This window comes from Lentzea tibetensis, from assembly GCF_007845675.1.
Taxonomy (GTDB): Bacteria; Actinomycetota; Actinomycetes; order Mycobacteriales; family Pseudonocardiaceae; genus Lentzea; species Lentzea tibetensis.
The window spans coordinates 54116-68123 of the sequence record NZ_VOBR01000004.1 but is presented as its reverse complement, the minus strand read 5'-3'; the positions used below and the strand labels follow the sequence as shown (position 1 = coordinate 68123).

General features: G+C 69.7%; 13 protein-coding genes. 6 read left to right on the top strand and 7 right to left on the bottom strand.

The features are described from left to right. The first annotated feature begins 19 nt into the window (after nucleotides 1-19). Nucleotides 20-1651: a BCCT family transporter gene (locus FKR81_RS06670; RefSeq protein ID WP_235921351.1), complete on the top strand. Its 1632-nt coding sequence runs from the start codon at nucleotides 20-22 to the stop codon at nucleotides 1649-1651. Here FKR81_RS06670 and FKR81_RS06665 read toward each other — a convergent pair. After that, nucleotides 1641-2078, bottom strand: a complete 438-nt coding sequence (locus FKR81_RS06665) for a DUF6474 family protein (RefSeq protein ID WP_146350060.1) — start codon at nucleotides 2076-2078, stop codon at nucleotides 1641-1643. The genes FKR81_RS06670 and FKR81_RS06665 overlap by 11 nt on opposite strands. 81 nt (nucleotides 2079-2159) lie before the next feature. Here FKR81_RS06665 and FKR81_RS06660 point away from each other — a divergent pair, with 81 nt between their 5' ends. Continuing rightward, nucleotides 2160-3800: a TM0106 family RecB-like putative nuclease gene (locus FKR81_RS06660; RefSeq protein ID WP_146350059.1), complete on the top strand. Its 1641-nt coding sequence runs from the start codon at nucleotides 2160-2162 to the stop codon at nucleotides 3798-3800. Here FKR81_RS06660 and FKR81_RS06655 read toward each other — a convergent pair. Further along, on the bottom strand, nucleotides 3797-4555 hold the full coding sequence (locus FKR81_RS06655) for an SDR family NAD(P)-dependent oxidoreductase (protein ID WP_146350058.1): 759 nt from the start codon (nucleotides 4553-4555) through the stop codon (nucleotides 3797-3799). The genes FKR81_RS06660 and FKR81_RS06655 overlap by 4 nt on opposite strands. A 292-nt stretch (nucleotides 4556-4847) precedes the next feature. Here FKR81_RS06655 and FKR81_RS06650 point away from each other — a divergent pair, with 292 nt between their 5' ends. Further along, nucleotides 4848-6149, top strand: a complete 1302-nt coding sequence (locus FKR81_RS06650; protein ID WP_146350057.1) for a UDP-glucose dehydrogenase family protein — start codon at nucleotides 4848-4850, stop codon at nucleotides 6147-6149. A 19-nt stretch (nucleotides 6150-6168) separates the two neighbouring features. Continuing rightward, nucleotides 6169-7959 (top strand): gamma-glutamyltransferase family protein, encoded by a 1791-nt coding sequence (locus FKR81_RS06645; protein ID WP_146350056.1) that lies wholly within the window; start codon nucleotides 6169-6171, stop codon nucleotides 7957-7959. On the opposite strand, the gene FKR81_RS06640 is transcribed toward FKR81_RS06645, so the two are convergent. Both FKR81_RS06640 and FKR81_RS06635 read right to left on the bottom strand, forming a co-directional pair. Next, nucleotides 7956-8162 carry a hypothetical protein gene (locus tag FKR81_RS06640; RefSeq protein WP_146350055.1) on the bottom strand — a complete coding sequence of 69 codons (207 nt, stop codon included), beginning with the start codon at nucleotides 8160-8162 and terminating at the stop codon, nucleotides 7956-7958. The two genes, FKR81_RS06645 and FKR81_RS06640, sit on opposite strands and share 4 nt — an antisense overlap. Before the next feature lie 82 nt (nucleotides 8163-8244). Next, entirely contained in the window at nucleotides 8245-8586 is a 342-nt protein-coding gene (locus FKR81_RS06635) for a hypothetical protein (RefSeq protein WP_146350054.1), read from the bottom strand. Nucleotides 8587-8754: 168 nt separating this feature from the next. Here FKR81_RS06635 and FKR81_RS06630 point away from each other — a divergent pair, with 168 nt between their 5' ends. Then, complete coding sequence (locus FKR81_RS06630; protein ID WP_146350053.1) at nucleotides 8755-8895, top strand: DUF397 domain-containing protein; 141 nt, start codon at nucleotides 8755-8757, stop codon at nucleotides 8893-8895. A gap of 111 nt (nucleotides 8896-9006) precedes the next feature. On the opposite strand, the gene FKR81_RS06625 is transcribed toward FKR81_RS06630, so the two are convergent. After that, the gene (locus tag FKR81_RS06625) at nucleotides 9007-9381 is read right to left on the bottom strand and encodes a hypothetical protein (protein ID WP_146350052.1); all 375 of its coding nucleotides are present in this window, start codon (nucleotides 9379-9381) and stop codon (nucleotides 9007-9009) included. Nucleotides 9382-9720: 339 nt separating this feature from the next. On the opposite strand from FKR81_RS06625, the gene FKR81_RS06620 reads away from it, so the two are divergent. Next, nucleotides 9721-10608: an FkbM family methyltransferase gene (locus FKR81_RS06620; RefSeq protein ID WP_146350051.1), complete on the top strand. Its 888-nt coding sequence runs from the start codon at nucleotides 9721-9723 to the stop codon at nucleotides 10606-10608. Here FKR81_RS06620 and FKR81_RS06615 read toward each other — a convergent pair. Together FKR81_RS06615 and FKR81_RS06610 are read right to left on the bottom strand one after the other, a co-directional pair. Continuing rightward, nucleotides 10560-12875: a glycosyltransferase family 4 protein gene (locus FKR81_RS06615; RefSeq protein ID WP_235921350.1), complete on the bottom strand. Its 2316-nt coding sequence runs from the start codon at nucleotides 12873-12875 to the stop codon at nucleotides 10560-10562. The two genes, FKR81_RS06620 and FKR81_RS06615, sit on opposite strands and share 49 nt — an antisense overlap. A gap of 2 nt (nucleotides 12876-12877) precedes the next feature. Beyond that, nucleotides 12878-13963, bottom strand: a complete 1086-nt coding sequence (locus tag FKR81_RS06610; RefSeq protein WP_146350050.1) for a hypothetical protein — start codon at nucleotides 13961-13963, stop codon at nucleotides 12878-12880. Between the last annotated feature and the right edge of the window lie 45 nt (nucleotides 13964-14008).

Below are 14008 nucleotides of genomic sequence, written 5' to 3'. Positions count from 1 at the left end.
GGCGGGTAAACGCTCGCGCGTGACCAACCAATGCGACAAACCGGGCCGCACCGACTGGACGGTGTTCGGCGTCGCCGCAGGGATCACGCTCGTGTTCGTGACCTGGGGCGTTGTCGGAACCGACTCTCTGGCTTCGGTATCCAAGACTGCTCTCGGGTGGGTGATCGCTCACCTGGGCTGGGCCTTCGTGCTCTCAGCATCTGGATTCGTGGTGTTCGCGCTGTGGCTCGCGTTCAGCCGCTACGGCAAGGTGCCACTCGGCAGGGATGACGAAAAACCCGAGTTCAAGACCGTGTCCTGGGTCGCGATGATGTTCAGCGCCGGCATGGGGATCGGGCTGATGTTCTACGGCGTCAGCGAACCGCTCGCGCACTTCACCTCACCGCCGCCGGGCACGTCCGGCGACGAGCTGCAGACCGCGATGGCGACGACGCTGTTCCACTGGACGCTGCACCCGTGGGCGATCTACGCCGTCGTCGGCATCGCCATCGCGTACGGCAGCTTCCGGCGCGGCCGGAAGTCCCTGATCAGCGCCGCTTTCACGCCGTTGCTCGGCAAGCGGGCCGACGGCGCCTGGGGTCGGGTGATCGACGTGCTGGCGATCTTCGCCACGCTGTTCGGCTCGGCCGCCTCACTCGGGCTCGGCGCGCTGCAGATCGGTTCCGGCCTCGAAGCCGCGGGCTGGACGAGCCAGGTCGGCAAGGGCGCGCTGGTCGCCGTGATCGCGGTGCTGACCGTGGCGTTCGTCGCGTCGGCCGTGTCCGGCGTCGCCAAGGGCATCCAGTGGCTGTCGAACATCAACATGGTGCTGGCCGTCGTGCTCGCCGCGTTCCTGTTCGTCGTCGGCCCGACCGTGTTCATCCTCAACGTGCTGCCCAACGCGGTCGGCTCGTACTTCAGCGACCTGGCCCAGATGGCCGGACGCACCGCGGCCGCCGGTGGTGACGCCACCGAGACGTGGCTGTCCGGCTGGACGGTCTTCTACTGGGCGTGGTGGATCTCGTGGACGCCGTTCGTCGGCATGTTCATCGCGCGGATCAGCCGCGGCCGCACGATCCGGCAGTTCGTCGCGGGCGTGATCCTGGTGCCGTCCGCGGTATCGCTGCTGTGGTTCGGGATTCTGGGCGGCACGGCCATCTTCGAGCAGCGGTCCGGTGTGGACCTCGCCGGTCAGTCGTCGCCCGAGTCGCAGCTCTTCGGTCTGCTGGACCAGTTCCCGCTCGCGACCGTCACCGGGATCGTGGTGATGCTGCTCGTGGCGATCTTCTTCGTGTCCGGCGCGGACGCGGCGTCGATCGTGATGGGCACGCTGTCGCAGTCCGGCTCGATCCAGCCGAAACGTCCCGTGGTGATCTTCTGGGGCGTGCTGACCGGCGCCGTCGCGGCGGTGATGCTGCTGGTCGGCGGGTCGAACGCGCTGACAGGTCTGCAGAACCTCACGGTCATCGCGGCGCTGCCGTTCCTGGTCGTCATGGTCGCGTTGTGCGTCTCGCTCGCGCGCGACCTGCGGTCCGACCCGATGATCCGGCGCGAGGAACGCGTCGCCGAGGTGATGGAGGAGGTCACCGCCCACCTCGACCCCGGCGAGATCGTGGAGGACGCCGCGATCCGCGCGGTCGCCGAGGTGGCCGGCAGGTCCTCTAGGAGGTGAGACCGAGGCGGCGGAGCAGGTCCGCCTCGAGCACGTCCAAGTCCGTGGAGACGGCCCGGTGCACGGCTTTGCGCCGGGCCGTCGGCATCCGCTCGGCCGCCTTCACCGCGGCGGCGAGCTTCGCCAGCCGTGCCTCGGTCTGCTCGACGTACGCGCCTTCCTTGGCGCGCAGCTGGTCCAGCGCCTCGCCGAACCCCACGATCCGCGCGTGCAGCCGCGCACCGCGCCCGGTGAACTTGCCGAGATCAGCGACGTCGACCCCGAGCTGCCGGGCCCGATATCGGTCGTACCGGTCACTCAGGACAGATGCCCCGCGAGCGAGAACGGGTGCCAGCACCGGGATGAGCGCAGGCGCCACCACCTTGGCCACACCGACCAGGTTCTTGGCCGACTTCGGGTTCAACCGCGGGCCCTCTTTGCGCGCCATTCGAGTGCACCTCCTCGTCGAAAGAAACTTACTGGCCAGGTTGCCGCCACGTGCGGTCGACTCGCGACATACCCTGCATCCGTGACTTCCCAGGTGCAGCTCGACGCCGGCGTGGTCACTCGTTGTCGGCGGCGGGTGCACCTCGAAAACGCTCCGGAGATGAGGGACGCCGTCAAGGCGCCGCCCGATCCGGCAGGCGAACAGCGCAAGGCCGATGCGGCGCAGCACCGCCGCAACGTGGCCGACGCGCTGGCCAGAATCGTGGGATCGAACCTCATGGAGATCCCCACCGGTCCGGATGTGCGCAGCTCGGACCGCGAACGCGTGACGCTCGCCGCGATGGAGATGGGCGCCCCGTACATCTGGGGTGCCGTGTTCCCGCGCGACACGCTCGGCGGCCGGCGCGGCGGCATCGACCTGCTGGTCAAGGACTCCACCGGCTACGTGCCGGTGCTCGTCGTCCGGCACAAGATCACCGACCCCGGCCAGGGCGCGCGGACCTCACCGCTGAACGTCCCGCTGCCGCACAGCAGCCGCGTCGACCCGATCAGGAAGGTCCGCCCGCAGCCGCGCGACCAGCTCCGGCTCGCCCACGCGCAACGCCAGCTGCAGGCCGCGGGCTACGCGGTCAACGGCCGCGCGACCGGCGGCGTCATCGGCATGGACGCGGACGTCGTCGTGTGGCACGACCTCGAGGCACCGACGTGGCCGGGCGGCCGCACGGCGCTCGGCGAGTACGACGCCCGGTTCTCCGACCGGCTCCTCGTCGCGAATGCAGCCGCCAACCAGCGCGACCCGATGGCCAAGCCGTCGCGCATCGTCGACTGCAAGTCCTGCCCGTGGTGGCCCATCTGCGAAGCGGAGCTCCGCCGCACCCGCGACGTCAGCCTCGTCGTGCGCGGCGAGGACGCGGCCGCGCTGCGCAAGTCCGGTCTGTCCACTGTGGATGACCTGGCCGAGCTCGACCCGAACAACGACCACGTGCCGCTGGTCGGCATGCCGGTCAGCGACGCGGTCACGCTCGCGAAGGCGTGGCTGCGCGACCTGACCCTCGTCCGCCGCAACGAGTCGATGGTCGTGCCGCGCGCGGACGTCGAGGTCGACGTCGACATGGAGAGCTTCGCGGACCTCGGCGCGTACATGTGGGGCTGCCTGCTGTCCGGAAAGGACATCGACGAACCGCAGGGCTACCGCGCGTTCGTCACCTGGGACCCGCTGCCCTGCCAGGACGAGGCGCGCAGCTTCGCCGAGTTCTGGAACTGGCTCACCGGCGTCCGGCTGCGCGCCAAGGCACGCGGTTACAGCTTCAAGGCGTACTGCTACAACGAGCTCGCCGAGAACCGCTGGCTCATCGCGTCAGCGGAGCGGTTCGCCGGCATGCCGGGCATCCCGACCAAGGCGCAGATCAAGGAGTTCATCGACTCGGACGCGTGGGTCGACCTGTTCGGCATCGTGCGCGAGCAGTTCCTGTGCGCGCACGGCAAGGGGCTCAAGACCATCGCACCGGCCGCCGGGTTCACCTGGCGCGACCCGGAGGCGGGCGGCGAGAACTCCATGCGCTGGTACCGCGACGCCGTCGGGCTCGACGGCAGGGAACCGCTGCCGGAGCAGGGCGAGCGCCTGCTGATCTACAATGAGGACGACGTCCGGGCCACCCACCGCTTGCGAGAGTGGATGGGCTCGGACGCCATGTCCACGTTGCCGTTCGCGGGCGACCTCTAGCGAGGCGCCATCCGGAGAGCGCCGTCCATGCGGATGACCTCGCCGTTCAGGTAGTCGTGCTCGACGATCATCAGCGCCAGCTGCGCGTACTCGGCGGCGCCACCGAGCCGCTTCGGGAACGGGATGCCGGCGGCGAGGCTCGCGCGGAACTCGTCGGACACGGTCGCGAGCATCGGGGTGTCCATGATGCCGGGCGCGATCGTCAGCACCCGGACGCCGACGGACGACAGGTCGCGGGCGGCCGGGAGGGTCATGCCGACGACGCCGCCCTTGGACGACGCGTAGGCGATCTGGCCGATCTGGCCGTCGTACGCGGCGATCGACGCGGTGTTGATGACCACGCCGCGCGCGCCGTGCTCGAGCTCCTCGGTCTTGGCCATCGCGGCGGCCGCGAGGCGCAGCACGTTGAACGTGCCGACCAGGTTGACCTGGACGACCTTCGCGTACAGGTCGAGGTCGTGCGGGCCGGTCTTGCCGAGGGTGCGGACGGCGGGGGCGATGCCCGCGCAGCTCACCGCGATCCGCAGCGGGGCGCCGGAGCCGGCGGCCGTGTCGATCGCGGCCTGGACCTCTTCACCGGACGTGACGTCGGCGGCCAGGTAGGTGACGCCCTCCACGGCGGGGGCGTTGGCGATGGCGTTCGGCAGGTCGAGCGCGAACACCTGCGCTCCACGCGCGGCCAGTGCGGCCGCGGTCGCACCGCCGAGACCGGACGCACCGCCGGTGACGACGGCTGCGGTACCCGAGATCTCCATGACGACATCCTCCTCGAAGCGAAGTGCTCGCGAGGAGGTTAACGGGCGTTACCCGAAACTCATCTATCGGACCAGTGCAGCAGCGCCACCAGCGGCACCGCGGCGAGCAGCGCCAACCCGACGAAGAGCATCGCGACGACCAGGACTCCCATGTGAGAACTGTGCCTCGCAACACACCCGAGACGCATCGGCCGCCGAGGTAGTCCTCTGGGACCACGTTTGTCACGGACAGCTACAACGAAAGTCGGATGCCGTTCTCCAGGCGGCCAACTGGGGCTGTCACGGTCCACCCATGTTCGCGCGGCGTGTCGCTGTGGTGGGAACCGGCTACGTGGGACTGACCACGGGAGCCTGTCTGGCGTCTCTGGGGCACCGCGTCGTGTGCGCGGATCTCGATGCACTCAAGGTCGCCAGGCTCAAGGCGGGTCAGGTCGACATCCTCGAACCGGGACTCAACGAGCTCGTCGTCGAAGGCCAGGCGGCCGGACGGCTGGAGTTCGTCGTCGGGGCGAGAAACGCCGTGGCGGACGCGGAGGTCGTGTTCCTCTGCCTGCCGACGCCGATGGGCGCGGGCGGTGCCGCGGACCTGAGCGCCGTCGAGTCGGTCGCCGAGGAGATCCGCGAGGTCCTGCCGTACGGCTGCGTCGTCGTCTGCAAGTCGACCGTCCCGGTCGGCACGTCCGAGCGGGTCAAGGCGCTGCTGCAGCGCGAGGACGTCGCCGCGGTGTCCAACCCGGAATTCCTCCGCGAGGGCACGGCCGTGCGCGACTTCCTGCACCCGGACCGGATCGTCGTCGGCAGCGACTCACCGCAGGCCGCCGAACGCGTGGCCGCGCTGTTCGCGAAGCTCGGCGCGCCGACCGTGCTCATGGACGCCGCGAGCTCCGAGATGGTCAAGTACGCCGCCAACTGCTTCCTCGCCATGAAGCTCTCCTACGTCAACGCCGTCGCGGAGCTGTGCGAGCTGCTCGGCGCGGACGTCACGTCGGTGTGCGAGGGCATGGGCTACGACAAGCGCATCGGTCAGTCGTTCCTCAAGCCGGGACCGGGCTGGGGCGGGTCCTGCCTGCCGAAGGACACGCACGCGCTGGTGCAGATCGCCGAGTCCGTCGGCGTCGACTTCACGTTGATCAAGTCCACCATCGAGGCCAACGTCCGGCAGCAGCAGCGGATCGTCGGCAAGGTGCGCGACGCCGTCGGCGGCGAGCTGGCCGGTGTGCGCGTCGGGGTGCTCGGCCTCGCGTTCAAGGCCGGGACGAACGACCTGCGCGACTCGCCCGCGCTGGCCGTGGCCGAGCAGCTGGTGCTCGAAGGCGCGGACCTGTCCGCGTACGACCCCGAGGTCACCGGCCCGCTCGCCGGGATGCTGGTGGTCGACGACCCGTACCAGGCGGTCAAGGGTGCGGAAGCCGTCGTGGTGCTCACCGACTGGCCGGTGTTCCGCACGCTCGACTGGGTGCGCATCGCCGACCTGACGGACGGCCACGCGATCATCGACTCGCGCAACCACCTCGACGAGGACGCGTTGGTCCGCGCTGGACTAGTCCATTCAGGTGTAGGACGTGCGCCACTTGCTCGTCCACAATTTAGTTAGCCTCGCATAGTTTGTTGGGGTGTTCACCACCCGTCCTGAGCTCGTCGGCATCTTCGGCATGGTTGCCTCCACCCACTGGCTGGCCTCGTCGGCGGCCATGGCCGTGCTCGAGGACGGTGGGAACGCCTTCGACGCGGCGGTGACCGCCGGTTTCGTGCTGCAGGTCGTCGAACCGCACCTCAACGGACCCGGCGGCGAGGTGCCGATCGTCTTCGCCGCGGCCGGTGAGGCCGCGCCGCGCGTGCTGTGCGGCCAGGGCGTCGCCCCGGCCGCCGCGACGATCGAGCACTACCGCGGCCTCGGGCTGGACCTGGTGCCCGGCAGCGGTCTGCTGGCCGCGACCGTGCCCGGCGCGTGGGACGGCTGGCTGACGCTGCTGCGCGACTACGGCACCAAGACGTTGCGCGAGGTGCTGGACAAGGCGATCGGCTATGCCCGCGACGGTTTCCCGCTGGTGGAGCGCGCCGCGTTCACGATCTCGACGGTCGCGGACCTGTTCCGCGAGCACTGGCAGACCTCGGCCGCCCAGTGGATGCCCGGCGGTGCCGCACCTGTTGCGGGCGCTCGGTTCCGCAACACCAAGCTCGCCGAGACCTGGGAGTGGCTGCTCGCCGCCGCCGAGGCCGCGGGCTCGGACCGTGAAGCGCAGATCGAGGCCGCGCGCCGCGCCTGGTCGCAGGGCTTCATCGCGGCCCAGGTCGACGAGTTCTCCCGCCGGTCGTTCCGCGACGACTCCGGCGCCGACCACGCGGGCGTGCTGACCGGCGAGGACATGGCCACCTGGGAGGCCTCCTACGAGGACGCGCTGTGCGTCGACGTCGACTCCTCGTGGACGCTCGTGAAGGCGGGCGCGTGGACGCAGGGACCCGCTCTGGCGCAACAGCTCCGGCTGCTGGAAGGCCTTGATCTGTCCTATGTGGATGGTGTGCCGACAGCGGAGACGATCCACCTCGCCACCGAGGCCGCGAAGCTCGCGTTCGCCGACCGCGAGGCCTGGTACGGCGACGTCGACGACGTGCCGCTGGAGACGCTGGTCTCCCGTGCGTACGCCGACGAACGCCGCAAGCTGATCACCGCGGAGGCGTCGCTCGAACTGCGTCCCGGCACGCCCGCTGGTGTCGCGCCGCAGCTGGCCTCGCACATCACGCGGGGACCTGGCGTGCTCGTCACGGACCCGACCGGCGCGATCGGTGAGCCGACGGTGGCGCGCTCCGGCGTGACGCGCGGCGACACCGTGCACGTCGACGTCGTGGACCGCTTCGGGAACATCGTGTCCGCGACACCGTCCGGAGGCTGGCTCCAGTCGTCGCCGACGATCCCGTCGCTCGGCTTCTGCCTCGGCAGCCGCGCGCAGATGTTCTGGCTGGACGAAGGCCTGCCGAACTCGCTCGCTCCCGGCAAGCGCCCGCGGATCACGCTGTCGCCGTCGCTCGCGTTGCGGGACGGCCTGCCCGCGCTGGCGTTCGGCACGCCGGGCGGTGACCAGCAGGACCAGTGGCAGCTGGGGTTCTGGCTCGCGCACGTGGTCGGCGAGATGAACCTGCAGGAGGCGATCGACTCGCCGATGTGGCACTCGAACGCGTTCCCCAGCTCGTTCTTCCCGCGGGCGTGGACGCCTGGTGAGCTGGTGGTCGAGTCGCGCGTCGGCGCGGCGGTCATGGACGACCTGCGCTCGCGCGGTCACTCGGTCGTCGACGCCGGCCCGTGGACGCTGGGCCGGATGTCCGCCGTGGCGCAGGACTCCCGAGACGGACTCCTGCGCGCCGGTGCGAATCCACGCGGCGCGCAGGGGTATGCGGTGGGGCGCTAGGGAAGCAGGTCGCTGCCTTCACGCGGGACGTAGGTGGCGTCGATGCCGCCGCCCGTGTTGTGCAGGGTGCTGATGCCCGCGCTGCCCGCGACCTCGCTGACCTTGTCGATCGGGTCGATCTCGACGGCCTGCGCGGTGCTGCTCATCGCCGCGAGCGCGCCGGCGGCGAGGCCGGCACTGGCCACGATCTTCTTGATGCTCAAGGAAAGCTCCTGCTGCGAAAGTGGAACGGCCCCCGATCCGAGGGGGAGGGGATCGGGGACCGTCCCGGCCAGGAAGTTCAGGTCAGGGCGTGGTGTTGACGTGCACGTGGCCCGGCTTGCCGGGGGTGGAGTCGTAGCCCAGTGCGTTCGCGATGACGTCCGCGTCGAGGTTCTCGGCGGCGGCGTCGACGACGTTCATGTTGCGGTCGTTGAGCGCCTGGACCTTGCCATCCGCGTTGTTCGTGTCGACCGAAGCGAGGCCGCCGGCCTCCGCCGCCTCGCCGAGGTGCAGCGGGAGGTTCGGGTTGCTCTCGGCGCCGGCACCGATGGGGCCGGCCAGAGCGGCGGTGCTGCCCAGGCCGAGCATGACGGTAGCGCCGCCGAGGGCGACAGCGGCCCCCGTGATGGTCTTCCTGAGGTTCATGGGCGCGAAAGTTTCGCATCGGGGACCCCTGCAGCAAGCTCCGTAACTCGCGAGAGCGAACTTCTTCACTCGTCGGAGGGGTGCTGTGCGAGGCGTGTTGATCGAGACGCTGCGACGGGGCAGACAAGTAGTCTCCCCGTGGGGGTCCACCGAGAGGTAGGGATCAACGTGTCTGTCGAGATCTCCATCAAGGGCTCGATGTTCCGCGTGCGCGACTCGAAGAACAAGTCCGGCGAGGTCGTGACCCTCCCCGGCTGGGACACGTTCCTGGCGGCGATCAAACGCGGCCAGTTCAGCCGAGTGCACTAGCCGTTAACCCGCATACCCGGCAAACGGGTACGGATGTGAAAGAGCGTCTGAGTTGCTCGCATTCAGATATCTCTGAATGCTCAAAACAAGACAGGGTTTGTCATCAGCGAGCTAGGCGATGGCTCCTGGTGGAAGCTTCAACTTAAATGGCAGCGTCGTGACGACGGCCAAATCGGAAGCGGTCCGCTGCATCAGCGTCGGCGCATTGCGCGAGCCGGGCTCAGGAAGGTCGAGCAGGCGATCCACGGCCTCGACCAGAGGGCCTTCGTAGATCCACACGGCCTGTGCCGGACGGGCGCTGTCGCGCACCGCGGGCAGGCGACCCGCGCGGGCCTCGGTCTCCGACCAGAACAGGATCGAGTCGATGAAGCCTCTGCGCTGCTTGAACGCCATGATGCGATCGAGCTGCCCGTCGTCGTCCCGCAGGTGCAGGAACTGAAAACCGCTCTCGCGCAGCTCGATGACCTTGCTCAGTGCGTGGTCCATGGCGCACCTACCCCTGTGAGGTCCCCGTCAGAAGACCGTTCAGTCATACGACCCAAAAGGATCCTACGGTAAGTCGACGTTCCAACGTAAGCCGTAGTCCGTTCGAGCGATCTCAATTGGTGGACGTCCGTGGCTTACCGTAGTCACCAGACCGCTTTCCTGAGGAAACGGCTCGAACAACCACTACGGTTCGCGTCAGAAAGGCCAAACTCGCCAATGTGACTAACATCACTGTCAGGACCATCGAGTCCTCCACCAGCTTCGGGGTGCTGTCGATGGTAGAGACGCATCGTACCGATGGCAGGTTGCCGCTCCGAAGCGCCCACTATCCTGCGCCTCGTGATCTCGTACGCGCAGAACGCCGAGGACGTCGTCCTCGATCGGTTGTTCCACGGCCGGACGACCGGTCGCTACGTGGACGTCGGGGCGTCCGACCCGGTCGCGGACTCGGTCACGAAGCACTTCTACGACCTCGGCTGGCGCGGGATCAACATCGAACCGATTCCGGCCCAGGTCGAGGCACTCAAAAACGCCCGACCGGGTGACGTCACCCTGGCCGTCGCGCTCGGCGCCGAGAAGGGCACCGCGACCCTGCACCACGTCCTCAACCGCGACGGCTGGTCCACGCTCGACGGTGATCTCGCCCGCAGCTACCACCACGAGTCCGCGCTCGACATCGTCGAGCTCCAGGTCGAGGTCCGCACGCTCGCGGACGTGCTGGACGCGCACCCCGGCCCCGTCGACTTCCTCAAGATCGACGTCGAGGGCGAGGAGCGCAGCGTCATCGAGGGCGCGGACTGGACGAAGCACCGGCCGCGCGTCGTCGTGGTCGAGGCGACCGAGCCCGGTTCGCCGACGCCCGCGCACGAGAGCTGGGACCCGCTGATGGTGAGCGCCGGCTACCGGTGCGCGCTGTTCGACGGGCTCAACCGGTTCTACGCGCAGGAGGACGACGCCGAGGCGCTCGACGTCCTCAGCGTGCCCGCGAACGTGTTCGACAAGTTCACCCGCGCCGAGGTCGCCGAGCAGCGCGCGGCCCGGTTCGCCGAGATCGCCTACATCCGGCGGTTAGAGGACGCCGTGCACGAGGCCCAGGAGGCGCAGGCCAAGGACGCCGCGTGCATCGAGGAGCTGCGCGGCACGACGCGCGACGCCGAGCTCCAGCTCGCAAAGGCGAATCAGCGCATCGCCGCGCTGGAAGCCCGCCTCACCGAGCTGGAGTCGTAGATCTCCGCGACGCGTGACTTGATCAGCTTGCCGACGGCCTCGTAGCTGCAGCGCTCCCAGATCGCCTGCCGGGCGGCCTCGCCCATCCGGGCGCGCAGCGCGGGGCTGTCGGCCAGGCGGCGCAGCCAGCCCGCGGCCTGCGCGACGTTCGGCTCCGCCCACAGCAGACCCGGCCGGTACCAGTCGGCGAACCTCTCGTCGTAGCGGTGGTCGGCCATGGTGATCGGCCTGATGGTGTACCCGACCATCGCGGCCGAACCGGGCGGCATGAAGTCGGTGTTGCCGCTGTACCCGGTGGCCACGACCGGCTTGCCGATCGACATCGCTTCGGCCATGCCCATCCCGAAGCCCTCCGACCGGTGCAGCGACGCGTAGACGTCGCACGAGGCCAGCAGCGAGTCCATCTCGGCACGCGTCAGGTCACCGGTGATCAGGATGCCGTTCACGGACGCCACCGCGTCCTGCAGGGCGGCTGCCATCAGCGGGAAGATGTCCAGGTCGACGACCTTGATCACGAGCTGGGCCGTCGTCCCGCGCTCATGAGGTGCGAACGCGCGCTTGAACGCCTCGATCACACCCCACGGGTTCTTCCGCGCGTCAGAAGAAGAAGCGCTGAACGTGAACAGCACGACGAACGCGTCCTCGGACAGCCCGAAGCGCGCGCGGTCCGGCGTCGACGAGATCTCGGTGACCACGTTCGGCACCACGGTGATCGGCACGGACGTCGCCGTGCGGAACGCCTCGGCCACGTACGACGACACGACCCACAGCTCGTCGACGCGCGGCAGCTGCTCCAGCGTGTAGTCCAGGATCTCCGGCATCTCCCACGCCCACAGCGCGATCGTGTACCGGTCGAGCGCGGTCTCCGGGATCAGCTGGAACTCGTTGAGGTTCACCATCCACAGGTCGATCGGGTAGTCCTTGCCGCCGCGCAGCTCGGCGAGCTCGCGGGGCACCTCCACCGTCCGGACCGGCGCACGCGAGTTGAACTCGGTGTACGTCATCAGCTGCCCGGACCGCACCATCGCGCGCCCGGCGCGGCGGAACGACTCCGACAACCCGGTCGTCGCGCGCACGTCCGCGAACAGGTTCACGCCGGGCTGGACGACATCAGCCGCGATGGTCACACCGTCGGACACCGCGTCCAGGGCAGCCCGGTAGCCGGCGGCGGCGACTGGCCACGACGCTTCGGCGGACACCCAGTCGCGGGCCAGCTTGCCCGCCGAGCGCACCGCAGACGGGTCGACCACGATCCGCTCCAGCAGTGCTGCCAACTGCTCGGCCTCGGCGGCCGGTGAGATCGAGATGCGCCAGCAGAACGCCGGGTCGAAGTGCCGGTGCTGCGGCAGGTCGCTGGTGATCACGACCCGGCCCGCGCCGAACGCGCGCATCATCACGCCGCTCGTCTCGCCCATGGTCGGCCAGCGCAGGTTGATCACCGCGTCGGTCGCCGAGATCAGGTCGACGAACTCGTCCTTCGCCGGAGCCAGCTCCAGGTGGACGCTGTCGCGCAGGCCGTACTGGTCGATCGCGCGCACGACGTCCGCGTGCACGTCCGGGTAGTCGACGTGCCCGGCGATCAGCAGCCGCGCGTTCGGCCAGCGCCTGCGCACCTCGGCGAACGCCAGCACCGCGACGAGGATCCGCTTGATCCGGTTGAAGCCGCCGAACACGCCGAACACCACGTGCTCGTCGGTCCAGCCGAGCCGCGCCCTGATCTCCGCGCGGTCCGCGTCGTCGCGCACCGGCGCGCCGTGCGGCACCACGAAGATCGGCTTGGCCGGGTAGCGCTCCTGGAGCCAGCGCGCGGAGTGCGGGTCGTGCACGATCACGCCCCGGCTCGCGGTGACCAGCCGGTGTTCCAGCGTCATGGTGCCGCCGTCGAGCGACTTCACGCCGTCGGTCTCGATCGCGGGCAGGCCGTGCAGCAGCGCGGGGTCGTTCGGGTCGCCCCAGATCGGGCCGTGCGCGTCCTTGAGCTCCTTGTAGAACTCGGGCGTCAGGCCGTTGCAGTGGCCCAGGTTGAAGTCGAGCAGCGACGCCTCGTGCAGCACGACCACACCGGGCTCCGCAAGCGCTTGCTCGTAGATCCACGAGTGCGCGCCCGCGTGGTTGCCCATCTGGTAGCAGGCGAGCCCCTTCGCCGTGGTCTTCGGCCGCTTCCGCGACACGGCCTCGACGTCGTCCAGCTCGGCGAGCAGCTCGGTCGTGTAGTCGGCGATCCCGCTGCGCTCGGGCGGCAATGGGCTCCACATGCTGTAGCGCACGGTCACATCCAGGCGGTCAGCGAGAACCGCGGTGCGCTGGCCGCGAGCGCGCTGCCGTCCTGACGAGCGATCCGCACCTCGCCGAAGCCGGCGGCCTCGGCGAGGAAGCGCAGGAACGTCGGGTGCACCGGGCGCTGCGCGAACGGGTCCAGGTGGAAGTCGTCGCCGCCGGCCGCGCTCTCGATCAGCAGCACGCCACCGGGCCGCAACGCCTGCGCGGCCAGGTCGACGAACCGCGACAGCGTCGCCGGGTCACGCCGTTCGACGAACCGGAACGCGGTCACCGCGCCGAGCGAACGCCGGTCGACGCGAGCGAGCGCGTCCAGCGGGTCCGCCTCGACGAGCTGGAAGCCCAGCTCGGCGTTGTGCTTGACCACGAACGGGTTGGCGGACGCGGCCGCCGCGGGCACACCGGCCTCGCGCAGCACCTCCAGCCACTCGCCGCGCGACGGCGCCACGTCGAACACCGGGCCGCGGCCCTCGACGACCGGCAGGTACGCGGCGCGCGCGGTTCGCACGCGCTCGGCGGGCCCGTCCAGCAGCTCCGCGATGGGCAACTCCAGCGAGTCCGAGCGGTCCGGCGCGTTCAGCTCCTTCTTGCCGTCCGCGCCGCGCCCGCGCACCTGGTCCAGGAACAGGTCGACCTGCGCGTGCCGCAGCCGCGTGTCGCGCGCGGCGCCCGTCAGCTCGGCCAGCTGCTCCTCGATCACGGCGAGCCTGCGCTCGACGTCCGCGGTGTGCTCACCCTTGTCGACGAGCTGCAGCCGCAGGTCGCCGATGTCCGTGCGCAGGCTGCCGACCGCCGCGTACAGCCGCTGGTTGAGGCCGGCCATGATGTTCTGGTCGGCCTGCTTGAGCCGTTCGACCTCGTTCGCGAGCTCCTCGCGCGGCAGCTCGTGCACCAGCTGGCGCAGCGCGTCGAGCCCGTCGCGCGTGGCGTTGTTCGTCTCGACCTGCCACTTGACCTGGCGGCGCCACAGGAACTTGAGCGCGAGCCTGCCGAGCAGGTCGCGCGACCGCAGCGGAAGCCGCAGCTCCTTGTTCTGATCCAGCCGCACGAGTGCGTCAGTCAGGCGTGCTTCCGACATGGACCGTCCAGGTGAGAAGAGAAGTTGGGGTGCCCCCACAGGCTG